This is a genomic window from Paenibacillus sp. V4I3 (assembly GCF_030817215.1).
Taxonomy (GTDB): domain Bacteria; phylum Bacillota; class Bacilli; order Paenibacillales; family NBRC-103111; genus Paenibacillus_E.
The window spans coordinates 6,297,937-6,321,297 of the sequence record NZ_JAUSZA010000001.1 but is presented as its reverse complement, the minus strand read 5'-3'; the positions used below and the strand labels follow the sequence as shown (position 1 = coordinate 6,321,297).

The following is a 23,361-nucleotide window of genomic DNA, read 5'->3' as shown; positions in this document are numbered from 1 at the left end:
TAGCCAGATAAAGTCGTTGTCTTTTTTTTGTTGTAAAATAAAATAAAAAATCAAAAGTTTATTGTAAAAAGAAATAAAATTTCAAAAACTATTGACCATCATGAAATATTTCGCTAGTATGAAATTAGAAATTGAAACAAACAGGATAGGAGGATGGCTATGGATGAGTATCTGTCGGGGTTGACTACGGAAGAGATTAACGAGAAAACACTGACTATGGATGAATGTACAACGGAACAAATGCTGCGTTTAATGAATGAGCAGGATGCTGAGGTTCCCGCTGCAGTGGGAGCAGAGATACCGCAAATTATGAAAGCGGTTGATATTTTACATCATGTTCTGAAAAACGGTGGCAGAATGTTCTACGTAGGGGCTGGATCTTCTGGCAGACTCGGTGTGCTCGACGCTTCTGAATGTCCTCCTACTTTTGGTATTGACCCCATGTTCGTGCAAGGTCATATTGCCGGTGGCGATGGGGCACTAAGAATTGCAGTTGAAGGTTTTGAGGACAACGCGGAGGAGGGGATCGCACTCATTGAACGGTGCGGTGTGACAGACAAGGATGCTGTTATCGGAATTACGGCCAGTGGAAGCGCGCAATTCGTCATTGCCAGTTTGAAAAAAGCGAAGGAAATTGGTGCAGCAACGATCGGCGTAGTGAATAACAAAAATTCGAAATTAGAGCCTGTCTGTGATGTGTGTATTGCGCCTGTGGTTGGGCCGGAAGCGATTATGGGATCTACCCGATTGAAAGCGGGGACAGCACAGAAGCTGGTTCTTAACATGCTGACGACCTGTACGATGGTGAAGCTTGGAAAGACGTATAACAACCTCATGGTAGACATGAAGGCAAGCAATAACAAATTGTATGATCGCTCTGTTCGAATCATTAGGGCAGCAACAGGGGTAGATGAAAAGTGCGCTATTGCGCATTTGGAAAGCGCTTCCATGAATTGCAAATTAGCGATTATGATGATAAAAACCGGTTTGAATGCAGCGGAAGCAGAACAAGCATTGAATCAATGCGATGGCCGTTTGAAAACAGCCATACGTACTTTTAGCAAAGTTGTGTGAAAAACTCAATATAAAAAGGAGAGACTTTGAGCTACGCTCAAAGATCCCTATAAATGGAGGTCTATTTTTATGAAAAGAAAAATGCCCGTATTAGCATCTGTCGTAGCTTTAACCATGGCTTTAACAGCTTGTGGTGGTACTTCCGGTACGAAAGTAACAAGTACACCTACAGGTACTGCTGCTCCAGCGGCTACGGCTGGAGCCTCAACAGCTAAAGACACCATCACTGCTTTGCTGCCGCCGGTTTCACCGAACTACCAAAAGACTTTCGAACAAATGTCGAAAGACTTTACGGCATTGTATCCGAATCTGACTTTGAAAATCGAACCGGCAAGCTGGGAAGATATGAAACAGAAATTGGATACACAAGTGAATGCGGGCAGCCCGCCGGATATTGCGTTCGGAGGCTCTGACGGCATCCCTAAGTATCTGCAGCAAGGTTTACTCATGGACATCACGGATTCAGCTACTCCTGAGATGATTAACGATTATGAGAAAGCACCGCTTGAATACATGAAAAACGGCAAAGGACTTTACGGCTTCCCAGCGTACATGGAAGTTCACGCACTGGGCGGTAACAAAGCGTACTTGGAAAAGGCCGGCATCGATTGGAAAAAAGTACAAACGAGCGGTTGGACGTACGATGAATTCCGTCAAGCGATCAAAAAAGGCCTCGTAACTGAAAATGGCAAAACGCGCTATGGTTTCGTGTTCGCTGTTAAAGGTGTTGCTGCCGTTGACTACTTGGGTATCATGGCGAAAAATGCCGGCATGCCTCATGCGTTTAATAAAGATTTGAAATATGCTTACACTAGCAAAAACTACTTAGGATTGCTCAAAGATCTTCGTCAGCTGATTGATGACGGCTCCATGCCGAAAGAACTTAGCTCTGTAGACGCTGGTAAGCGTTGGAACATGTTCCTGACAGGTCAAACCATGATCACAGGTAAAGGGCTTGCCGTATTTGAAAATTCCGCAAAAACAAATAACGCAAAGCTTAAAGCAAACGATGCTAGTGCTGTAAAAGAGAGCATCCCGGTTGATTATGTTGTATTGCCGGCTCCGACTTTCCAAGGTGCAAAACCATCATTCGCTACTGTCGTTGACGGTTACATGACGTTCCGCGGTAAAAAGGAACCTACGGCTGAGCACAAAGCGAATGTCGTAAAAGCTGCATACTTCTTAGCTAGCGGTAAAAATGCTGCAGCAACAAACAGTGATCTGTTCTCTGCACACATTACACAAAGCGGTAAAAAAGCGGCTGAAAGCATGAAAATTGACAGAAGCCCTGAGAACATCGCTGCTGTTGACTACATGCTGAAAAATGCAACACCGGCTCGTTCGGATATCCCTACAGAACTTGGTGCTAAAGCAATTAAATTGGAAACAGAAGTTATCGTGCCTAAGTTCCAAGGTCTAATCGCAGGTGAAATTACTCCTGAAGCGATGTATGAAGCTGTGAAAACCGCTGCGATTGCTGCATTTGGCGCAGACGGCATTGTGAAAGATTAATGATAAGTTGTAAACCTCGGATAGCCGTGATGCTTGTTACGCGGCTATCCGAACTATTTTAATCCGAGTTTTTTGAAACGGGGTTTGACAGAATGGCTACTCATATCGCTAAACCGATGAAAAGAAGGAGAATCAGAGGAGAAGGAGTTTGGGGATATGCATTCATTGCCGTCGCTTTGGTCGTTTTTGCGATGTTCACCGCATATCCGGTCGTAAGCGCGTTTATCATTAGTCTCCAAGAATACAAGCCTCTTGGTTCTACCTATGTTGGATTTGACAATTATGTTTCTACGGTGAAAGACGGTTTGTTTTGGCAAGCAATGCGCAATACCGTCGTCTATACGCTTTTGACAGTGCCTGTTAACTTGATCTTGTCCATGGTGATCGCGATTATGATTCTGCCGCTCAGGAAAAAAACACAGGGCTTTTTCAAAGGTGTTTATTACTTGCCTGTTGTTGCTTCAGGTGTTGCTTTATCCGTCGTATGGCTTTGGATCTTCGATCCAATGGAAGGCGGGATTTTGAACCAGTTGATTCATTTCTTTGGCATTAGCAATCAGAATTGGCTTGGCTCAAGTAAAACGTCGATGTTTTCTTTGGTTCTGATGTCCTGGTTGTCCAGTCATGGCACAAGCATTATCATCTACCTGGCCGGTCTACTCGGCATTGATGATACGTATTACGAGGCAGCGGAAATGGACGGAGCGAACTTTTTTCAAAAGCTGTGGCACATTGTTGTTCCTTCTTTGAAACCAGCTACGTTATTCCTTTTGGTGACGGGTGTTATCGGTTCTTTCCAAGTGTTCCAAAACGCGTACCTGATGACCGGTGGCGGTCCGAACAATGCGACTACCATGGTTGGTCTACTGATTTTCAATAATGCATTTACTTATTTTGAATTCGGTAAAGCAGCGGCGCAATCGCTGATTCTAGCTGTTATTATCGCGGGAATTTCGGTTATTCAGTTCAGATATGCAGGAAAAGATGTCGAGTATTAAGAGCGGAGAGACTTTGAGCTCCGCTCAAAGATCCCTATGTTGGGAGGATAAAAAATGGCTTTATACAGCAATCATGCAGGAAAACCTAGAGTAAAAACTTTTCGAAATTCAATCATTTTTATCGCCCTTCTACTTTTTGCTTTGGCGACGATATTTCCGATCTATTTCATGGTCATTTCATCCTTTGCTGATCCGGTTGAGGCCGGAGCGGTGAGTTACTCCATTTTACCAAGCAAGTTTACATTCGCTTCCTTTAAATATTTCTTTGATTACAGTGAGTATTCGTATCGTTGGATTTTGAACTCGCTGATTGTGGCGACCACCGTGATGGTGTCCAATGTCATTTTTGCCAGCATGGCCGGCTATGCATTTTCTAAACTTCGTTTTAAAGGGAGAGGCGTGCTATTTGCCGTACTGCTTGTCTCCATGATGATTCCTTACCAAGTTACGCAAGTTCCTTTGTATATTCTGGTTGTTAACGTGTTTGAGTTGCAAAATACGTACAGCGCGTTAATTATGCCGGGTATCGTTACTGTATATAATATTTTTCTGGCTAAACAGTTTATGAGCAGCATCCCGAACGAGATTATGGAAAGCGCCAAGATTGAAGGGTGCAGTCAGTTCACGATCTATTGGAGAATCATTCTGCCGTTGTCCAAAACCGTGCTTGCCGTCATGGCGATTCTAACGTTTATGGATAGCTGGAACACATTCTTCTGGCCGCTTCTTGTCACGAATACGATGGGTATGCAGACGATCCAAGTCGGATTGAAAAACTTCCGCTTCGCCAATACGACGTTTATCGCGCCGATGATGGCGGGTGCTACGATCTCTGCACTGCCGATGTTTATTCTTTTCTTCAGCTTGCAAAAGTACTTCTTAGAAGGTGTAACGGTTGGTGCGGTGAAGGGCTAATACGAGCCGCGCGTGAGGGAGGAATGACTTCAGCATGATTGTGTCTTGGAATGAGCAATACAAGCAGGCCGTAATTGACTTATGGAATGAAGAAGCCGTGAAAGAAGGCTACAAGGAGCTTACCGAGCAAACCTTTGAGCGTATCTTCACGGCCAACCCTTATTTCGATAGACAAAATGCTTTTGTGTTACTGGAACAAAATGAAGTCAAAGGCTTTGCCTGCGGCTGCACAGGCGATGATCTGCCGCTTGGGGAAGTGGCTGGATACATCACCTGCATCGTTTTATCCGATGACTTCAAAACAGATGAGAGCTATCAAGGCATGCTGGACGCTTTGGAGCGTCGCTTTCAGCAGCTGGGAAAAAAGCAAGGCGATGTCTTATTTTTTAATCCGATGTTATTGCCGTGGTATATACCGGGGACACCGAAGCATGAGCATAACAATGCGCCGGGCGTGCCGATTGAAAGTAAATTGTATTCGTTTTTGCTGCAGGCAGGGTATGTGGAACGCGCTAAAGAGTGCGCCATGTATTTGAAGCTGGATGGTTTTACCATACCAGAGGATATAAGAGCCAAAGAAGATAAAGCTGCTGCTGAGGGTTACTCAGTTGAATTGTTCGACCCGGAAAAGCATGACGGCGTGGATGAATTGCTGAATGGATTTAATAATCTTTTATGGCAGAGGGAAATCGGGCAAAGCACGGCAGAAGGTGTGCCAGTGATAATTGCTGCATATAAAGGCAAGGTAATTGGATTTGCCGGTCCTGTCATTCGGCAGGAGAACGGCCGGGGCTATTTTGCTGGGATCGGCGTGCTTCCTGATCATGAGGGACACGGTCTGGGCAGCATGCTATTCTTTAAGCTGTGCGAAGCTTTTCGTTCGATCGGGACCGACTACATGTCGCTCTATACGGGCAGTACGAATCCGGCTATCCGCATCTACGAGAAGGCAGGCTTTACAACCGTCAAACAATTTTCTGTCATGAGAAGGGAGTTTGTGTGAATGAGTGAGCAAAAGTTAACGATTCTAGCCATCGGTGGCCATGTTGGTGATGCCGAATTAACGGCCGGGGGCGTATTGGCAAGTCACTCTTTGAAAGGGGACCGCATTGCGACCCTAGCGCTGACAGCAGGCGAACGCGGCGTTCCGGCAGGACAAGATATGGCCGAATATCGCGTGCAGAAAGTGAATGAGGCGAAAACCTTTGCCGAGATGCTGGGCGGGGAAGCGTTCGTATTCGACGATATTCCTGACGGTGAGCTGCAGGATAACCAAGAAATGCGTTTTCGCGTATGCGATGTCATTCGTCAAGTTCGTCCCAACGTCATTATTACGCATTGGAAGAACAGCATGCACAAGGATCATATGACAACGCACCGCATCGTCAATGATGCCCGCTATTTTGCCGCCTTGCCGACGTTTGAGCGGGAGCTTCCTGCACATTTTGCACAGAGATTGTATTATGCCGAGAACTGGGAGGACGCCGTCGACTATCGACCGTACGTGTATGTCGACTTCGACCAAGAAGCCTTTGATTTATGGGTGAAGGCCGTCTCTACACATTGGTTCGTAACAGGCAGCAAATCCTTCCAGTACCTGGAATACTATAAGCATTTAATGCGTGTCCGCGGGATTGAAGCCAGAAAGCAATATGCACAAACCTTCATGATTCCAGAAGAAAATATGCGTGTTATCAAAACTGAATTATAAAAATAAAATCAACCTCTACACGCGGCTGCTCATTCATGAATGGCCTTGTTAGAGGTTTTCTCAATTTGGGTAAATCGAAGATGACCTTCAATTTGCATAGTTTGCTACATTGCATAAGCGAGTTTTACATAGATAATATTTTCTGGTTTGTAGGGGAAGTGAGTGGGGAAAGTGGGAGTTAGTAGTCTGTTGCTAGAAGTTAGATGTTTGAAGAGAAGTAGAAGTAGAAGTAGAAGTAGAAGTAGAAGTAGAAGTAGGAGTAGAAGTAGGAGTAGAAGTTAGTAGTCAGTAATTAGGAAGTAGGGATTTGGGGTTAGGAGTTAGGAAATAGGTAGGCAAGTTGTACTTCATACAACAATTTCCTCAGTTTCTTCAGGATAAGCTGAAGATGTTGTACGGTGTACAACATTTTAGCCATATTCTCATGCTAAAAGGTTGCTTTTGGTTGAAATTGTTGTATTTTCTGCAATATTCGCGAGGATTAAGCGGATTTGCTTGCTTATTGTGTACAACGCTACAACATTTCACGGATATCTTGGGCGAAAAGTAGGGTGACCACCGCCATACGGGGGTGCTACCAAGCGCGCCCAGGATTCGCGCGCGTTGAGAAGTGTTCGGCATCAAAACCTGGACAACACACTCGTCTAGGACGGCATAATCCGTTTTTCTTATATCAAACAAAATTTGGGAGGCAGCTATGATCAGAAACGGTATCGATTGCATTAGGCAGTACACTCATCTATTTAAAGGGAAACGATTGGGACTAATTACGGCACCTACCGGCTTAAACAATGACTTCGTATCCACCATTCAAATTCTGCATGAGAATTTCAATCTGACAGCCCTGTTTTCACCGGAACACGGTGTGCGTGGAGATCAAGCAGCAGGCGCCCTGGTAGAAACGTATCTGGACCCGATCACACAGGTGCCGGTGCATAGCTTGTACCGTAAGGATTCCAAGCGCCTGAGCCAGGAAATGCTGGATGAGGTAGATATGGTCGTCTATGATATTCAGGACGTGGGCACACGATATTACACTTTTATTTATACGATGCTATATGCTCTGGAAGATTGTGCGAGAGCAGGTAAGCCATTTGTCATTTTGGACCGGATTAACCCACTGGATGGGGTGACGGTAGAAGGTAACATTTTAAAGAAGGACTATCAATCTTTTGTTGGCAATTATCCGCTTTGTGTGCGTTACGGTCTGACTGCCGGTGAGGTGGCCACGATGGCTAACGATCAGATGAACTGGCATTGTAATCTGCATGTGATACGTGCTGAGGGCTGGGAGCGGAAGATGCAGTTCACTGATACCGGTCGACACTGGGTGATGCCCTCCTTGGGAATTCCCCGGTTTGAAACGGCATTGTTATATCCAGGCACCTGTATATTTGAAGGCACCAACATGTCTGAAGGAAGAGGAACTACAGTTCCTTTTGAAATTGTAGGAGCTCCGTTCATCGACGCTCAACAACTGGCGGATGACATGAACAGTAAGAAGCTGCCTGGGGTCGTTTTCCGTCCGGTCTATTTTAAACCGACCTTTTCCAAGTTTCAGGGAGAGTCGTGCAGTGGCGTTCAGCTTCATGTGCTGGATACCCGAGCGATCCGGCCTTTGGAGACAGCTATCACACTAATGTATTCCATTAAGCGTAACTATGAGCAATTTTCTTTCCTGCCACCTCTTAAAGAGGGATCCAGACCTTTTATTGATTTATTGTGCGGGGATAAGTTGTACCGTGAAGAGTCATTAGATGTTTCGGTGTTGTTGGAGCAATTTCGGGACGAAAGCCGGGAATTCGCACAGATGAAACAGCAGTATCATCTATATTAAAATAGAACGCGACAAGATAGTTATTCGTAATGCCACCACTGCGAACGTGTACATTACGTGCTGGATGCGGACGCTGTCTCCGAAGGCGGTCACGCTGTCGTCACAATCGAAGGGAAGAGCATCAGCATTTACCGGATAAACGATGAATATTACGCTTTAAACAATTATTGCCCCCACCAAGGGGTGCCGATGTGCGCAGGACTCGTTTCTGGTACTACGCTTCCTTCGGACGTGTATGAATACGAGTACGGTAAAAAGGGTGATCATCCGCTATCCCTGGCATGGCTGGGTATTCGATATTCGAACCGGCAAATCTTTATTCAACGATAAGATTTGGGTGAAAACGTATAAGGTGAATGTGCAAGACGGTAAAGTTGGTATTAATCTGGAAAGAAAGTATATAGCGAGAATAAGCGGGAAATGAGGGATCGAAAGGGCTGAAACGCCTATTTGATCCCCTTGGATTGGATACCACAAAAAAAGCTGCCTTTGCCGACGCTGATGAAATTCCCGCCTGGGCCAAAACTTATTTTACAGCAGCGAGCGAAGCGAATTGGGTAGGTATGGCCCATTTCAAACGTTTATTTACGTATCCGGAGTTTATAATTATTTTGAAAACAAACGGATAATTCCAGAAAAGTGGATTGGCGAGGCATTCAGGTGGAGAGCATTGTGGGTATTCACGTATTCAGTACCTTTTTTACAGCTTCAGCTACCCTGTCTTTATCAAAAGGCTTCACAATAAAATCTCTAGCGCCAAGGGTAATGGCTTCAATAACAAAGGATTGCTGCCCCATTGCTGAGACCATAATTATCTTTGAATCGGTCTTGTAACTTTTTATTTCCTTTAATGCAGTAATACCATCCATCTCGGGCATTGTAATATCCAACGTAATCACGTCAGGTGAATGCTGTAAAAACAGAGAGATTGCCTCAAGTCCATTCGATGCTTCGGCTACAATTTCATGTCCTAATTCTAAGAGGATGTTCTTAATCATCAATCGCATAAAGATAGAATCATCTACAACCATTAGTCTTGCCATTATAATCATCACCTTTCAGAGGGACTTTCTACCTAGCTATTTACTGTTATAGATGGCTCGTTACATAAGAAAACTCCCCTTATAAGAAGAATAAGGGGAGTTGTGGATATGTCCCTTCCTTCGGTAACTGGCAAGCATAGCGACGTATTTCGCCTTAGCTCCTTTAGCTTTGCGTCACTAATTTTCATTAGCTTTGCTCTTATCGTATAACAGAAGAATTACTATTTATTCATTTATTCTAAAGTATAGCACTCTTATTATTAGTAATAAAGTACTAGTTTATTAAAAGTTGCCGCGAGGAAGCCCTTGATTTGTGTTAACAAAGTTAGAGTTATGCTGCCCGAGTGTTTTTTAACGTTTATCCGTCATTAATATCAATCAATATTTGTAAGACATTCGGGAAATTGGATCATTTAGATGTGATGTAGGTAAATAATGCCCTTTTTCAGTGAGAAAGACGAACGATTCTCTTGATTAATTCTGAAATCCTATGTATTATTAAGATAGATTTTAACGCATAAGGGTTGATAATTGATCTTGAAGGTGATTCCATGCCACAACTAGATTCTAATGAATACAAGAAGAAGCTGTGTCACCTCTATAACGAAATCTCCAAAGAGTTGTTCGGGTTTGGCACAACACTGCTGAAGGTTTCCATTGATCAAAACATTATTACTTTTCATGCCAAGCATCGCCGCTCACCACGATCAACCGCATTAGAGGGCGAGGCGCCAACGCTCAAACACGAAGTCGATTTCTATATGTCCTCCATATACAAGAAGAGAATCCGGGACAGGTTGGAGCAAGAACTTGGCTTATCCATGGATGCCGTATTAAGGGACTATGATCCGCCGACGCAATGGGCAATAACGAACATTATTCTTAAACAAACCGAATAGTTTTGTCGGGCGGTGTTCTCTTTTGATTTATCTTAAGAGGAAACCACATGTATACCAATAGATGTCACTTTACTTTGTTTACAATGAAGAGTGCTCTTGATTAGAAGCTTCTTTCTATCAAGGGTACTTTTCTTTTTTTTTTTCATATTGTAGTTAGATCGATACGCGCATATATCTGGGGTCTTGAAGAATACTAGTAAAAATTTAACAGGGGATTCACGCATTAAAATCATACATGATAAAACTTGGGAGGACGATGAAATGATGAGACAAAAAATGGTTCGTGGTTTAATTTCTTTATCTGTAGTAGGACTAGCCTTAACAGGTTGCGGCACAGCGCCTGCGAAGGACCAGGGCAATACAAGTGGAGCTACAACAGCACCCACAGCGGCTGCCACATCGGCATCCAAAGGGGAACCTACAACTTTAATCATTTCCACCTGGGGTTTTGCGGATGATTTCTTCAAGAAAGAAGTGTACGCGCCGTTTGAGAAAGAGCATAATGCCAAGATCGTTCTGGAAATAGGCAATAACGCAGAACGCCTGAACAAAGTGAAACAAGGCAGCTCGAGCGTGGACCTCATTTATTTATCTGACTATTACGCACAACAAGGAATTGAAGCGGGACTGTTCGATAAGATCGACCGCAGTCGGATTCCGAACTTGAAAGACATTTATGATTTGGCTAAGGCGCCACTAGGTGAAGATTACGGTCCTGCGTACACAGTAGGGCGATTGGGTATTGCCTATAATCCGAAAGCGACTACCAAAGAAATCAAGTCGTGGAGCGACCTGTGGAGTCCAGAACTCTCCAAGAAACTGACAATTCCTAACATCACGGGGACAACTGGCCCAATGGTCCTAGATGCAGCATCTGTCGTTGCTGGAAATGCTACGTTTAATGAGGATCAAGCTTTCGCAAAGGTTAAGGAACTGAACAAAGGAGTCGTTAAATACTACGGCCAAACCTCTGAATTCGTTAACATGTTCTCGCAAGGGGAAATTGCTGCTGGTCCTATCATGGAAATGTACGTGAAGGATTTGAAAGCGGCTGTGCCAGAAACGAAGTTCGTCTCCCCGCAAGAAGGGGCTTATGCCGTTATGAACACGGTCAACGTGATTAAAGGAAGTAAAAATAAGCAGCTGGCTGAAGATTTCATCAACTGGCATTTGAGCAAGGAAGTACAGGAGAAATCAGCGAAAGCGAAAGTAGATTCACCTGTAAACACGACACTTCAGCTTTCGGCTGAAGAAGCTACGGGGATTACCTATGGCGCTGACGTCGTGAGTAAACTTCGCAAATTGGATATGAAATTCGTCAATCAGAATCTCAAAGCATGGATTGCCCGTTGGAACAAGGAAGTTGCTCAATAAATAAAACCAATCAAGGGTATATGCAAATATACCCTTGATTTCTTCAATAGGACTTAAAGGGGGCTTAGTCATGAAAAAAAAGGTCATCCTAGATGTAGACACGGGTGTGGATGATGCGCTAGGTATTCTCTTGGCCATCCGCAGCGGAGAGATGGATGTACTCGGAATTACAACCGTGAATGGCAACGTTTCACTGGACCAAGCGACTAAGAACACATGTAAGATCCTCCAACTGCTCGGGATGGAAGAGAAGATTCCTGTCGTTAAAGGGGCAGACAAGCCTTTAATGCGAGCTTCTCACTTTGAGCATCATGTCCACGGCAATGACGGGCTTGGTGGCGCTTTAAGCGATATGCCGGTTCATATGCAGACGACCGCTGGACATGCCTCCGATTTTATCGTGGAACAAGTGCGGAAGCACGCCGGAGAAGTCACTTTGGTTATGACTGCGCCATTAACGAATCTGGCTTTGGCGGTTATGAAGCATCCTGATCTGATTCATCAGGTCAAGGAAGTGATTGTGATGGGCGGCGTCGTTCAAGGCTTCGGCAATGTAACGCCCACGGCGGAGTACAATATGTACGTCGATCCGGAAGCCGCGAAGATCGTTTTCCAGGCAGGTTTTCCATCCTTAACCCTTGTAGGGTTGGATGTGACGCGTAAAGCGCTGCTGACCGATGATCATATCCGTAAGCTCGGAGATTCTCCCATAGCCCGATATGTGCAGGAAAGCACCGCGAATTATATGAAGCGTTACTATGAACGCAACGGGGTTCGGGCCTGTGCGCTTCATGATCCACTTGCAGTTGGAGTGGCTCTGAATAAACAGCTGGTCACGACACGCCATTATTATGTTGATGTAGAAACCCGAAGTGAGCTGTGCGACGGACAAACCGTATGCGATTTCCAGAACCGCTTGTCCAAAGAGGCTAATGTTCATGTGTGTACGGAAGTATCGGCTGACGAATTCCTCCAGCTTTTTATACACGCGCTGCGTGCCTAGCGAACCCAGGAACAGGAGTAAAGCTACATGAAAAAAACGTACTTATTTTTATTATTGCTACCGGGACTACTGTTCCTGACGGTTTTCATGGTGGTACCGATCCTTCTCACGATAGGTTCAACCTTTTTCGATAAAGGGACATTCACGCTTGGAGGGTACTTAAGTTTCTTTAAAGACCCTTATTTTTTCAAAATCGTGTGGACGACGCTGCGTGTCAGCTTGGTAACCACCCTATTTTGCATATTGCTTGGATTTCCTGTGGCTTATTTCATCTCCAAACAGAGTCCGAGACAAAAGGCGATCTTACTTGCATTAGCTATTTTTCCGCTGCTTACAAGCTCGGTTGTCAGGTCGTTCAGCTGGATGATTATTTTAGGTAAAAAAGGGCTGCTCAATAATGCCTTGATGGCCATTGGTATCATCCAAGAGCCACTCGATATTTTGTACACGCCAGTGGCGATGATGATTGGTCTTCTCCATTTATTTCTTCCGCTCATCATTATTACGTTGGTCGGTGTTCTTGAGAATATAGATCCGGATCTGATTAAAGCGGCGGAGAGCTTGGGAGCTAACCGATTTACGGCCTTCGTCAAGGTCATCGTGCCGCTTAGTGTACCCGGATTAATTATAGGCAGTATCCTTGTGTTTGTCGGAAGCTTGACAGCTTATACGACACCGGCTTTGCTCGGAGGCAAGCAGCGGGTTATTTCCACATTCCTCTATCAGAATGCGATTACTCTGAACGATTGGTATCTCGCCTCCGTCATTGCCGTGATTATGATCGTGATCACTTTCGTGGTTATCGCGCTTATGAACAAACTGGCTACTAAATTAAATCCGAAGGGGTAGAAGTATGCGGGAGAAGAATCGAGGACTGGCCTTATTTACGCTTCTTGTCTACATGTTCTTGCTCGGGCCGCTCGTCATAATTGCATTTGCTTCATTTGAGCCAGGGAGTGTATTGAAATTCCCACCGACAGGATTCTCATTGAAATGGTACCGCAACATTTTGGAAGTCAAGATGTTCATGACGACCGCGGGTACCTCTGTTATCGTATCGATGATCGGTAATTTGTTTGCACTGCTGCTTGGTATCCCAGCGGCGTATGCGTTAAGCCGGTTTGAGTTTAAGGGAAAAGGAGCGCTTAATGCGATTTTTATTTCCCCAGTGCTTATTCCAGGTATCGTACTTGGGTTTACGATGCTCAAGTACCTTATCGTCACCTATCACCTGCCGATCTATGCAGCTCTGCTGATTGGACATACCGTGATTATGCTTCCTTTTATCATTCGCGTTATTGCATCAAGCTTATCGAATTTCGATTTTGCGATTGAGGAAGCTGCGTTAAGTCTTGGCGCCGGTCAGCTTAAAACCTTTTTCAAAGTGGTCCTACCGAACATCAAGTCCGGTATTATCGCAGCCATTCTAATTGCATTTTTAGAATCATTTAATAATGTCGACATCTCGGTCTTTATGACAGGCCCCGGAGTCAGTACGCTGCCAATACAGATGCTGACGTATGTGGAGAATCATTTTGACCCTACAATTGCCGCCATTTCTGTCTTACTAATGCTCTTCACTGCCGTACTTATGTTCATCATTGAACGGTTGATGGGTTTATCCTATTTCACCAAACGATAACGGAGGCTTTCATCCATGGCATTGCTATCACTGGAAAATATTTCGGTTGCCTATGACCAGCAATATATTCTGCAGGACTTCAACCTAAGTGTTGAAAAAGGAAGTCTGATCTCGCTGCTCGGTCCAAGTGGATGCGGGAAAACGACGACTTTGCGGCTAATCGCGGGATTTATAGAAGCAAGAGCGGGCAAATTTTCACTTAACGGAAAAGATTATACGCACGTTCCCGTCAACAAACGGAACTTCGGATTCGTGTTTCAGAGCTATGCTTTGTTTCCACACTTATCCATTTATGATAATGTAGCTTTCGGTCTGCGTCTTCGGAAAGTGAGTGGGGCAGAGATCGATCGGCGAGTCCGGAACATCCTCGATATCGTAAGCTTGTCCGGCTTCGAAAAGCGCTTTCCGAAGGAGCTCTCAGGCGGCCAAAGACAGCGGGTCGCTATTGCTCGAGCGCTTGTGATCGAGCCGGAACTGCTGCTCTTCGACGAACCGTTAAGCAATTTGGACGCTAATCTGCGTATTAATATGCGAGTGGAGATCCGCCGCATTCAGCAGGAGCTCGGTATTACTACAGTCTATGTATCGCATGATCAGGAAGAGTGCTTCTCCATCTCCGATCAAGTTGCGATTATGAATAAAGGCATCATTGAACAGCTTGGCGCTCCAGCGGCGATATTTAAATATCCAAAAACGGAGTTTGTGGCTCGGTTTATTGGCTTTACGAATTTTATTACCTTCGATTCAAGATTCGATGGAAACGAAGAGATTGCGTTAAAGGTGAAAGACTATATGTTCACCGTTACGAAGCATGCCAGCAAAGGAGAACAGTTGGGCAAGCAAGGCGCTATTCGTCCGGATGATGTCGTGATTGGAATGTCTGATGAAATCGAGGCAGGAGCGAATCGTTTGTCAGGTCATATCAAGGTCAGCACCTTCCTTGGAAGAAGCTATCAATACGTTGTCGAGACGGAGCTGGGAAATTTCACAGTGAATAAAGAAATGGAACTTCCTTACCTGAACGGTCAAGAGGTCCGGCTTCTTTTTCCTAGCGAGAAATTAGTTCTAGTTGAGTAATGTACTTGGAGGCGAAGGCAGATGCGTGTAGATTTACTGATTGAGAATGTACGAATTTATAATAGTTATTTTAAAACATTCATTCAAGGGAATGCAGCGATCTTGGATGGAAGGTTTCTATATATCGGGGAACGGGCTACCGATAGTTTCGAAGCGACCGAGCACTTGGACGGACAAGGACGTTATATGATTCCCGGCCTCATTGATATCCATCTGCATATCGAAAGCACGATGGTCACGCCGGAGACGTTCTCTTACGGACTCATTCGCAACGGTGTAACAACCATCGTTCCAGAACCTCATGAGATCGCCAATGTCTTCGGGCTTGACGGGGTGAAGGAATTCATTAAAGCTAGCCAGCATTGTGTGGCGGACATGTTCTACGCGATCCCGAGTTCGGTTCCTGCCACTTCGATGGAAACGACCGGAGGAGCGATTGAAATCGAGGATTTGGACGAATTGCTTCGTACGGAAAGAATCATTTGCTTAGGCGAAATCATGAACTACGTGGACGTCATTACGGATCCTGACTGCAAAACGAATCACATCTTAAATCATATCCGCAGCCACTATCCTCATCTCATTATTGAAGGACATGTGCCGAAACTGTTAGATCTGGATTTGCATCGAATGATCTATAGCGGGGTAGATTCCGATCATACACATCAATCGATCGAGGGCATGGAAGCTCGGATCGCTGCGGGTATGTTTATTGAAATTCAAGAAAAATCGATGACGCCTGAAGTGATGGCGTATTTGATGGAGCATGAGGTTTCCGAGCATTATTGCTTTGTTACCGATGATGTAATGGCCGACTCCTTCGAGCGTCGGGGACACTTAAATCACCTTGTTCGTAAAGCGATTGGGATGGGTATGAAGCCTGAGCAGGCGATTTATGCCAGTACGCTTTCTCCAGCCAAAAGAATGCGGATGTATGATCGCGGCGTAATAGCGCCCGGTAAAATTGGCGATTTTCAACTGATATCCAATCTGGAGCAGCTGACAATCGATCAAGTGTACAAGCATGGCCGCAAGGTATATGATGTGAGCGAAACATACAAACCTACCGTCCATTCACCCGCATTTCCAGCACACTATTATCAAAGCGTTCATATGTCGCCGTTAACCGAAGCGGATTTCTCAGTGAACACAGAAGTAGCGGATGGCCGATATGCCTGCCGAGCAATGATGGTAAAGGATGGTTCCACGTTTACAGAGGAGCATCACACAGATGTGGAAGTTCATCAAGGGAAGCTTAACTGGCAGGAAAGCGGCTATGGACTCATTGCTACTTTTGAACGCTATGGGAAAAATGGGAATCGCGCTTATGGTTTAATTGGCGGTGATACGATCAAGCGAGGAGCCATAGCAACGACTTATTCCCACGATAACCATAACATGCTTGTAGTCGGGCATAATCCCGTCGATATGATGATGGCCGCTAATGAGGTTATCAAGAATCAAGGGGGCTTCAGCGTTGTTGAGAACGGCAAGGTGATCGCTAGTCTTGAGCTGCCTGTCGGCGGTATTTTAACCGAAGTCCCTTTGGAGCAAGTCGCCAAGGAAGTTGAGCAGCTGCGCAAGTCTATGGAATCGTTAGGCTACTGCCATTATAATCCGATCATGTCCATCAGTACGCATTCTTTACCTGTTAGTCCTGCACTGAAAATAACGGATTTTGGTTTAATTGATGTGAATGAAGGGAAAGTTGTGCCTCTAATCATACACAGTTAATTTATTGAGTTTTCGCGGATTCAAGGCGGAGGCTAATGGAATTCTTGGATTAAGCTAAGTCCAGATGGTTATAACCACTGTGACTTAGCTTATTTTCGTAGATTTGGGAACACGCTTAATACCTAATGATCGTTCAATTTTATAATACTTTAGAACTATTTATTGTGTTGTTATTTATAGTCCATTATAATCGAATTAGATAAATACATATATGAATACTGTTAAGGGCAAACCCTCAGAAACAGCTAGTTACCGTAAAAGAAAACCACATCCCTCTTATATTGATGTGTTTTTTTTGAATGGAGATGATAGGCCGCTATTCAACCTAAGGACTATTGCACAAAGAAATTCATCATTGGAGGTTGATGTTGCCATGTCGCTTCGCCGGAAAATTTTAATCTATGTTGGGATGACAACAATTTGCATGCTTTCACTTCTATACCTGATTTCAGAGAGAGCTCTTTTGCGCAATTATGAGCAGATGGAGCTTGAAAGTTTGCGTGAAAACATGAAGCAAAGCCTTCTCTCTTATTATGATGAGTATACGAATCTCGGTGCAATTGCGATTAATTATGCGGGCTGGGACGATACATACAGCTTTATCGATAGGCCGACGATTCCTGCTAATAACGATCCTTATCTCACGGTCAATTATACCGATTCTTTGTTTATGTCAAGTCGTCTTAATATAACGCTTCTGATGAACAACCGAAAGCAAGTTTACTTCGGAAAAGCTTATGATTATGGCAATAACCGCCCTCTCGCCTATCCGAGTACATTCATCCATACCTTACAGACAGAGTATGCTTCTTTCTTTGAACAATCGGACGCTTCTTCCCGGAAGATGGGGTTGTTGATTGTTGACAAGCAACCTCTGATCGCAACCTCATACCCTATTTTGACGAGCAACAATGAAGGACCCGTTCACGGAACCTTGGTTTTCGCTCGTTTCTTAGACTCGAATTACGTTCAGTATATTTCGGAAAAAACGGACATGCCTTTAAGTATATCTATTGTGGATCCATCTTTTACTCCTCCTGTTCAAGCTACAACTGTAACCGTTTCCAGAAACCGAGCTATGCCGTTTTGGACCGAGTCAGATAAATCGACGGTCATAGGCTTCTCACTTCTAACAGACGTCAATAATAAACCCGCCGTTCTCCTGAAGTTCGTGAAGCAGAGAGAATTATATAAGGAAGCCCAGAGAAGTATCATATTTTACTTGTTCTATTTCGGGCTTTCCGGGTTGGTATTCTTTTTCATTATAAGTTGCGTCCTTCATCGAACGATATTTGCTAGATTGAACCGCACGATCAATGGGATGAATGTGATCAAAACAAAACAAGATTTTTCGATTCGCATTCAGGAGTCCGGCAAAGACGAGATTACCCAGCTAGAGAAGTCGTTTAACCACATGATGACGTCGCTCGAGCAATCGCAAAACGAAATTCAATATCAAGCGGATCATGATAATTTGACCGGTCTCACCAATCGAAAAGCTTTTTTCGAGTATCTTGAGAAAATCATTAAACAAAACCATCGGCTTCCATTTCGCTTTGCTGTAATCTTCATCGACTTGGATCGCTTTAAGTTGATCAACGATACGATGGGACATCATACAGGAGACTTGCTGCTGATTGAGGTTGCCGGGAGATTACGTCTTTGTTTGAGGGAGGGTGAATTCCTTTGCCGATTGGGGGGCGATGAGTTTTGCATTGTTTCCCATTACGTTCAAGACTCCAACCCAATTGAACACCTGGCGAAGAATATCAAAGAGGCGATTAATGTACCCTACGATTTAGCTGGCTATCGTGCTACGATTTCAGCTAGTATTGGAATAAGCCTGTATCCTGATCATGGAAAGGATTCGGAAAGCCTGCTTCATCATTCCGATGTGGCTATGCTGGATGTCAAAGAATCCGGCAAAAATAATTACCGATTGTATTCGGAATCAATTGAAGCGATTCGGACCAGAAGAATGCTTTTAGAGCAATACTTGAAATGTGCAATTGACAATGACGAGCTTACGCTTCATTACCAGCCAAAATTGGATTTGGGACAGAATAAAATTGTCGGGGTGGAAGCGCTGCTCAGGTGGACGAATAGACAACTCGGACCTGTATCTCCTTATGAATTTATTCCCATTGCTGAGTATTCCGGATTCATTAATGAGATAGGTGAATGGATCATGCGATCGGCATGCCGGCAATTCATCGCATGGCGAAAGCAATCCGTGAACATGCCTCTTATTGTTGCCATTAATATTTCGGGCGTCCAACTGCTGCAGCCAAACTTTGTTGACCGAATTCGCGGTGTGTTCGCAGAAGAAGAGGTCGATCCCTGCCATTTCGAGCTGGAAGTGACGGAAAGTTTTGCGATCGAAAACTTTGAAGAAGTGATCAACATATTGCTCGAATTGCGTAATCTGGGTTTTATGATTTCCATTGATGATTTTGGCGCAGGCTACTCTTCAATGAAATATGTATGTCAACTCCCCATACAATGTATGAAGCTTGATAAAACGTTGATCGATCAACTGGCAGATAACATTCGAAGCCAAGTTGTCGTATCGTCGTTGATTGAAATGGCTCACCGGCTTCAGCTAACCGTAGTGGCGGAGGGAGTTGAGCTGCCGGAGCAGCTTCGTATTCTCCAAACATATCGGTGCGATCAGATTCAAGGATTTCTCATCAGCAAACCGGTGCCGGCCGGCAGGATCATTGAGATGTTGAATGGTTCTGATTTGTCTCAGGTACCCGAAACAAAATTACATATGTAAATGGATCAATTGAATAAGCTGAGTCAGGGATGCTGCGCGGAACCTGGCTTGGCTTTTTTTTTCGTTAATGGATAACCATTGATCGAATGGGATCTTGGGCCCAGCCTACAAGTCTAACTACGAGTTTAATATGTCGAACCATGACCTAAATGACGAAATTATAGAAGGTTCAAATGATCTAAATGACATGTATAATATGTTAGTAATATAATGTATAATTCAAATGGGTGCTGAATCTCGACATCTATGACGGAACAGGCAACAAAGTGACTGGCGAATAAGCTGTGCTGCGCAGTGATGTCAATGCCGCTGATACGTATCAGTCCATTATTATGGAGGCAGAGTCTTACTTAAACTAAGGGGGACAGACATGCATGAAGCTGCACAAAAAATTAATGATCGTATATTTAGTGACCATTTTACTTCCGATCGTAGGGCTAACGAATTACTTCCTTAATCAAATGTCCGACCTCATTATCCGGTACGTATCTGATTCTTATCAAAAGATATTAATCCAATCCAACAACGGCATTTACTACAATATCCGATTTTATGAAAGCATTCTTGACAATTTAACGGTGTCGGAGTCCGTTCAAAACGTACTTTCGGAACCCGAAGTATACCGGGAAAAAGGCGTCATTATTATGAACCGGGAAATCTCTCGTGCGGTCCGGTTTATCCAAGCCTATCAGGCGACCGATGTCGAGAGCATCGAGTTTTTCTCCACATCACCTGATGTTATGTCTGATGGCGTATACCTTTTTCCAGTGGATAGGCTTCGAAAGGTTCTCGGGTTGAACGAGATACCGGACTCGAAGTTTTGGATACTTGAGCAGGTTGACGGTAAATATTATTATGCGTTGGTGCGGCCGATTTACAGCATCGGGGAGTTTAAGAAAATTGGTTACATAAAGCTAACGATCCAGATCCCTTCCGTGACGTATGTACAGGAAACGTTGGGCAACAAAGCTGACGCTAGCGGAAGCTTAATCATTGCAGACAGTAAGGGAACCATCATGTTTCACCCTGATACCGATCAACTTGGCAAACCGCTTCCACAGGAAATCGTCGAACAGACCAGTGAGGATCGAAGCTCCGAATCCGAGCTGAGCCTTCCTATTCAGGGAACCGACTATGTCATGTGGTACCGCAAGCTCCAGAATGTTGACTGGACGATGTATCTGCTTGTTCCCAAAGCGTCGATTCAATCCAAAGTGAATGAAATTCGGCAAACCATTTTGACAGTTAGTATCATTTGTATGATTATTTTCTCATTTCTGACCTTGCTTATTACCCGTCAACTGACCCGTGGGATTCGACGTCTCCACGCGAAAGTATCTCGGGTAGGCAGGGGGGTGCTCTCTACGAGCCGCAGAGTCCATGTTAAAGGCGATGAGATCGATGAACTAGATCGTAATTTTGATAACATGCTCGATAATTTACGAGACCTCATTCACCAAAACTATGTGGAAAAACTGGAAAGAAGGGAAATGGAGCTCAATTTTTTACAAGCTCAAATTAATCCTCATTTCCTATACAATACACTGGATGCAATCAAGAACGAGATTGACATGGACGAGAAGCAGACGGCCATTGGCATGGTTGTCGCACTAGCGGACCTCTTTCGAATATCGGTATCCAAGGGAAGTAACACCATCCGTTTCGAACAAGAAATTGATCACGCCAAATGCTATTTGAAAATTCTGGAAATCCGTTTCGGTGCTCGACATACGATCGAATGGCAAATAGATCCGCAGATACCAAGTCTCTATACCTTGAAAATTATCCTTCAGCCTCTCCTAGAAAATGCGATCCAGCATGGGCTGAAGGGAATTGCGGGAGGCTCTGTAACCGTGATAGGCGAGCTCACAGAGCAGGCTGTCATCGTGACCGTTCGTGACAATGGTGTGGGGATGACGAAGGCTCAAGCTGAAACTTTGCTTAGTGAACATTCGCCCAGCAAGGGCATCGGGTTGTACAACGTGAACAGTCGAATTCGGATGTATTTCGGCAGTGAGTATGGCTTGTCCATTAAGTCCGAGCCCGGGGAAGGAACGGAAGTTATATTAACGCTGCCAGTGCTTGAGGGGGTTGAACATGTATAAGCTGCTTATTGTGGAAGATGAATTATCAACACGCAAGTGGTTCACTAAGGTTATTAATTGGGAGCAAAATGGTTTTGAAGTCATTGCGATTGTGGAGGATGGGCAGCAAGCATGGGAAATCCTGAAGGAACGTCCTGAAGTGGACGTGGTGATGACCGATATCCGGATGCCCTATATGGATGGTTTGGAACTAACGGAACGCATCCGATCACTGCCTGGTGAACCTGTGGAAATTGTCATTCTTAGCGGTTTCGGAGAATTCGATTATGCGCAGCAGGCCATTAAGCTTGGCGTGCGCGATTACTTGCTGAAGCCTGTGACCAAAGAGCAATTAACAGAAGTATTTGAGATCATCGCGCGAAGACTGGATGAGCGTCATTTGCAGTCGACGAAAATCCAATATGCGAATCAAATGCAGAAGGAGAAGGCATTGTTGGAAAAAGCGCAAATCTATGAGCGTTGGCTAACGCGCAAAGACATCCTGATCTCTCCAGAGCGGTGGTTCAATCCATTTGACGCTCAATTAGACTTCGTGAATGGCTCATTTCTTATGCTTGTCGCGGAATTCGATGATTACACTAAGTTCACCGATAATTACAACGATGAAGACCAGAAACTATGCCGCTTCATCGTTCATAATATTTTGGATGAAATCACTCACAATTACGGAGCGGTAGATTCTGTGCTGATGCCGCCGAACCGTTACGTTTTCCTCCTTGAAGCTGGATCAGAAAAAGCTGTCGATCACAAAGGACTTCTTGCGGGCCATGCTTTCCAAGAGAGCTTAAACAAATATTTACGGTTATTTAGCGTTCAACTTTCAGTAGGATGCAGTCAACAGTTCGAGGGTATTTCCAATGTTCCCGAGGCATATGATCAAGCCTTCAAGGCGCTTAGGCATAAATTTTTCACGGGTAAAGGGTCTGTCAATCTTTTTCATCCATCACCGCAAGGACAAAATGAGGGTTTCTACCCGACTGAGCTTGAAAAGAGACTCATCATTGCCTTTAAGCAAGGCGACGAACAAGGGGGATATAGACTCTTTAACGAATTTCTGGGGAATATGTGCAGCAGCGGGGAATCAGAGGATTCCATACGTTTCATCGTGGGCGAGATGCTCGTTAATCTGTTTCGTCAGCTCAGGGAAGTTAAGTCTCTTCCTGTGACGAGCGAAGTCATGGAAATGTTTATAGAGGAAATCCGCCGTCAGGAAACGTATGTTGAGCTTACCGAGAAGGCGAAAGAGTTGATTCAGTTTATGCTTCAATCGATCGCCATCGAAGCCCTTTCCCTGTCTCCGGTCTCCAAAGGCATTGAATACATGAAGATCAAGCTGTCTCGGGATATTTCTCTTCAGGAGGTTGCTGAATATGTGGGCATCAGTGCTTCTTATTTCAGTACCTTATTTAAGCAAGAGAAGGGTTATAACTTCGTAGATTTTCTCGTTCGCCTTCGAATGGAGAAGAGCTTGGAACTGCTTGAACGAACGTCCTTAACCGTAGCTCAAGTAGGGGATGAGGTCGGATATCAGAGTTACCGCTATTTTACAAAGGTATTCAAAGATTACTATGCGATGACGCCCACCCAATTCAGGGAAAGGCTCAAGATAACGTGAAATTCAAGATGAAGTGAGAATCAAAAAACATGATAATTCCAAA

At 44.5% G+C, this 23,361-nt stretch carries 20 protein-coding genes and 1 riboswitch; of the genes, 19 read left to right on the top strand and 1 reads right to left on the bottom strand.

Translation table 11 applies throughout. The features are described 5' to 3' along the window. The first annotated feature begins 159 nt into the window (after positions 1-159). From murQ to QFZ77_RS29290, 9 genes are all read left to right on the top strand, one after another. Entirely contained in the window at positions 160-1,074 is a 915-nt protein-coding gene (murQ, locus tag QFZ77_RS29330; RefSeq protein WP_307444987.1) for an N-acetylmuramic acid 6-phosphate etherase, read from the top strand. A gap of 69 nt (positions 1,075-1,143) precedes the next feature. Continuing rightward, complete coding sequence (locus tag QFZ77_RS29325; protein ID WP_307444985.1) at positions 1,144-2,586, top strand: ABC transporter substrate-binding protein; 1,443 nt, start codon at positions 1,144-1,146, stop codon at positions 2,584-2,586. Positions 2,587-2,678: 92 nt separating this feature from the next. Continuing rightward, entirely contained in the window at positions 2,679-3,584 is a 906-nt protein-coding gene (locus tag QFZ77_RS29320; protein WP_307444983.1) for a carbohydrate ABC transporter permease, read from the top strand. A gap of 54 nt (positions 3,585-3,638) precedes the next feature. Further along, complete coding sequence (locus QFZ77_RS29315; RefSeq protein WP_307444981.1) at positions 3,639-4,499, top strand: carbohydrate ABC transporter permease; 861 nt, start codon at positions 3,639-3,641, stop codon at positions 4,497-4,499. 34 nt (positions 4,500-4,533) lie between these two features. Then, positions 4,534-5,502, top strand: a complete 969-nt coding sequence (locus QFZ77_RS29310) for a GNAT family N-acetyltransferase (RefSeq protein WP_307444979.1) — start codon at positions 4,534-4,536, stop codon at positions 5,500-5,502. Next, positions 5,503-6,210, top strand: coding sequence for a PIG-L deacetylase family protein (locus QFZ77_RS29305; RefSeq protein WP_307444977.1), 708 nt, complete (start codon positions 5,503-5,505; stop codon positions 6,208-6,210). It abuts the gene before it with no gap. 697 nt (positions 6,211-6,907) lie between these two features. Next, the gene (locus tag QFZ77_RS29300) at positions 6,908-8,047 is read left to right on the top strand and encodes an exo-beta-N-acetylmuramidase NamZ family protein (RefSeq protein ID WP_307444975.1); all 1,140 of its coding nucleotides are present in this window, start codon (positions 6,908-6,910) and stop codon (positions 8,045-8,047) included. Between the two features lie 57 nt (positions 8,048-8,104). Continuing rightward, a complete protein-coding gene (locus tag QFZ77_RS29295) occupies positions 8,105-8,377 on the top strand; it encodes a Rieske (2Fe-2S) protein (RefSeq protein WP_307444974.1) in 273 nt (90 codons plus the stop codon). A gap of 134 nt (positions 8,378-8,511) precedes the next feature. Beyond that, positions 8,512-8,676 (top strand): hypothetical protein, encoded by a 165-nt coding sequence (locus QFZ77_RS29290; RefSeq protein ID WP_307444972.1) that lies wholly within the window; start codon positions 8,512-8,514, stop codon positions 8,674-8,676. Between the two features lie 51 nt (positions 8,677-8,727). Here the strand turns inward: QFZ77_RS29290 and QFZ77_RS29285 are convergent, their stop codons facing one another. After that, the gene (locus QFZ77_RS29285) at positions 8,728-9,090 is read right to left on the bottom strand and encodes a response regulator (protein ID WP_373462669.1); all 363 of its coding nucleotides are present in this window, start codon (positions 9,088-9,090) and stop codon (positions 8,728-8,730) included. A gap of 119 nt (positions 9,091-9,209) precedes the next feature. Continuing rightward, positions 9,210-9,298, bottom strand: a riboswitch (cyclic di-GMP riboswitch). A 343-nt stretch (positions 9,299-9,641) separates the two neighbouring features. Between QFZ77_RS29285 and QFZ77_RS29280 the strand changes: the two genes are divergently transcribed. The 10 genes from QFZ77_RS29280 (at position 9,642) to QFZ77_RS29235 (ending at position 23,318) form a co-directional block, all read left to right on the top strand. Next, positions 9,642-9,989 carry a hypothetical protein gene (locus QFZ77_RS29280; protein WP_057306268.1) on the top strand — a complete coding sequence of 116 codons (348 nt, stop codon included), beginning with the start codon at positions 9,642-9,644 and terminating at the stop codon, positions 9,987-9,989. Between the two features lie 264 nt (positions 9,990-10,253). Next, the gene (locus QFZ77_RS29275; RefSeq protein WP_373462776.1) at positions 10,254-11,363 is read left to right on the top strand and encodes an ABC transporter substrate-binding protein; all 1,110 of its coding nucleotides are present in this window, start codon (positions 10,254-10,256) and stop codon (positions 11,361-11,363) included. A 70-nt stretch (positions 11,364-11,433) separates the two neighbouring features. Beyond that, positions 11,434-12,366, top strand: a complete 933-nt coding sequence (locus QFZ77_RS29270; protein ID WP_307444967.1) for a nucleoside hydrolase — start codon at positions 11,434-11,436, stop codon at positions 12,364-12,366. 27 nt (positions 12,367-12,393) lie between these two features. Next, positions 12,394-13,215 carry an ABC transporter permease gene (locus QFZ77_RS29265; protein ID WP_307444966.1) on the top strand — a complete coding sequence of 274 codons (822 nt, stop codon included), beginning with the start codon at positions 12,394-12,396 and terminating at the stop codon, positions 13,213-13,215. A 4-nt stretch (positions 13,216-13,219) separates the two neighbouring features. Beyond that, a complete protein-coding gene (locus QFZ77_RS29260; protein ID WP_056839164.1) occupies positions 13,220-14,008 on the top strand; it encodes an ABC transporter permease in 789 nt (262 codons plus the stop codon). Positions 14,009-14,023: 15 nt separating this feature from the next. After that, positions 14,024-15,085, top strand: a complete 1,062-nt coding sequence (locus tag QFZ77_RS29255) for an ABC transporter ATP-binding protein (protein WP_307444963.1) — start codon at positions 14,024-14,026, stop codon at positions 15,083-15,085. Between the two features lie 21 nt (positions 15,086-15,106). Further along, a complete protein-coding gene (locus QFZ77_RS29250) occupies positions 15,107-16,819 on the top strand; it encodes an adenine deaminase C-terminal domain-containing protein (RefSeq protein ID WP_307444962.1) in 1,713 nt (570 codons plus the stop codon). Between the two features lie 373 nt (positions 16,820-17,192). After that, positions 17,193-19,598, top strand: a complete 2,406-nt coding sequence (locus QFZ77_RS29245; protein ID WP_307444960.1) for an EAL domain-containing protein — start codon at positions 17,193-17,195, stop codon at positions 19,596-19,598. A 374-nt stretch (positions 19,599-19,972) separates the two neighbouring features. After that, positions 19,973-21,703 (top strand): sensor histidine kinase, encoded by a 1,731-nt coding sequence (locus QFZ77_RS29240; RefSeq protein ID WP_307444957.1) that lies wholly within the window; start codon positions 19,973-19,975, stop codon positions 21,701-21,703. Continuing rightward, positions 21,696-23,318: a response regulator gene (locus tag QFZ77_RS29235; protein ID WP_307444956.1), complete on the top strand. Its 1,623-nt coding sequence runs from the start codon at positions 21,696-21,698 to the stop codon at positions 23,316-23,318. Before QFZ77_RS29240 ends, QFZ77_RS29235 begins: the two co-directional genes overlap by 8 nt. The last annotated feature ends 43 nt before the right edge of the window (positions 23,319-23,361 follow it).

Coding starts and splice junctions, on each gene's coding strand:
- QFZ77_RS29325 (WP_307444985.1), top strand. CDS start 1,144: ATGAAAAGAAAAATGCCCGTATTAGCATCTGTCGTAGCTTTAACCATG.
- QFZ77_RS29250 (WP_307444962.1), top strand. CDS start 15,107: ATGCGTGTAGATTTACTGATTGAGAATGTACGAATTTATAATAGTTAT.
- QFZ77_RS29255 (WP_307444963.1), top strand. CDS start 14,024: ATGGCATTGCTATCACTGGAAAATATTTCGGTTGCCTATGACCAGCAA.
- QFZ77_RS29285 (WP_373462669.1), bottom strand. CDS start 9,090: ATGGCAAGACTAATGGTTGTAGATGATTCTATCTTTATGCGATTGATG.
- QFZ77_RS29240 (WP_307444957.1), top strand. CDS start 19,973: ATGAAGCTGCACAAAAAATTAATGATCGTATATTTAGTGACCATTTTA.
- QFZ77_RS29235 (WP_307444956.1), top strand. CDS start 21,696: ATGTATAAGCTGCTTATTGTGGAAGATGAATTATCAACACGCAAGTGG.
- QFZ77_RS29320 (WP_307444983.1), top strand. CDS start 2,679: ATGGCTACTCATATCGCTAAACCGATGAAAAGAAGGAGAATCAGAGGA.
- QFZ77_RS29270 (WP_307444967.1), top strand. CDS start 11,434: ATGAAAAAAAAGGTCATCCTAGATGTAGACACGGGTGTGGATGATGCG.
- QFZ77_RS29260 (WP_056839164.1), top strand. CDS start 13,220: ATGCGGGAGAAGAATCGAGGACTGGCCTTATTTACGCTTCTTGTCTAC.
- QFZ77_RS29315 (WP_307444981.1), top strand. CDS start 3,639: ATGGCTTTATACAGCAATCATGCAGGAAAACCTAGAGTAAAAACTTTT.
- QFZ77_RS29245 (WP_307444960.1), top strand. CDS start 17,193: ATGTCGCTTCGCCGGAAAATTTTAATCTATGTTGGGATGACAACAATT.
- QFZ77_RS29310 (WP_307444979.1), top strand. CDS start 4,534: ATGATTGTGTCTTGGAATGAGCAATACAAGCAGGCCGTAATTGACTTA.
- QFZ77_RS29265 (WP_307444966.1), top strand. CDS start 12,394: ATGAAAAAAACGTACTTATTTTTATTATTGCTACCGGGACTACTGTTC.
- murQ (WP_307444987.1), top strand. CDS start 160: ATGGATGAGTATCTGTCGGGGTTGACTACGGAAGAGATTAACGAGAAA.
- QFZ77_RS29275 (WP_373462776.1), top strand. CDS start 10,254: ATGAGACAAAAAATGGTTCGTGGTTTAATTTCTTTATCTGTAGTAGGA.
- QFZ77_RS29300 (WP_307444975.1), top strand. CDS start 6,908: ATGATCAGAAACGGTATCGATTGCATTAGGCAGTACACTCATCTATTT.
- QFZ77_RS29305 (WP_307444977.1), top strand. CDS start 5,503: ATGAGTGAGCAAAAGTTAACGATTCTAGCCATCGGTGGCCATGTTGGT.
- QFZ77_RS29280 (WP_057306268.1), top strand. CDS start 9,642: ATGCCACAACTAGATTCTAATGAATACAAGAAGAAGCTGTGTCACCTC.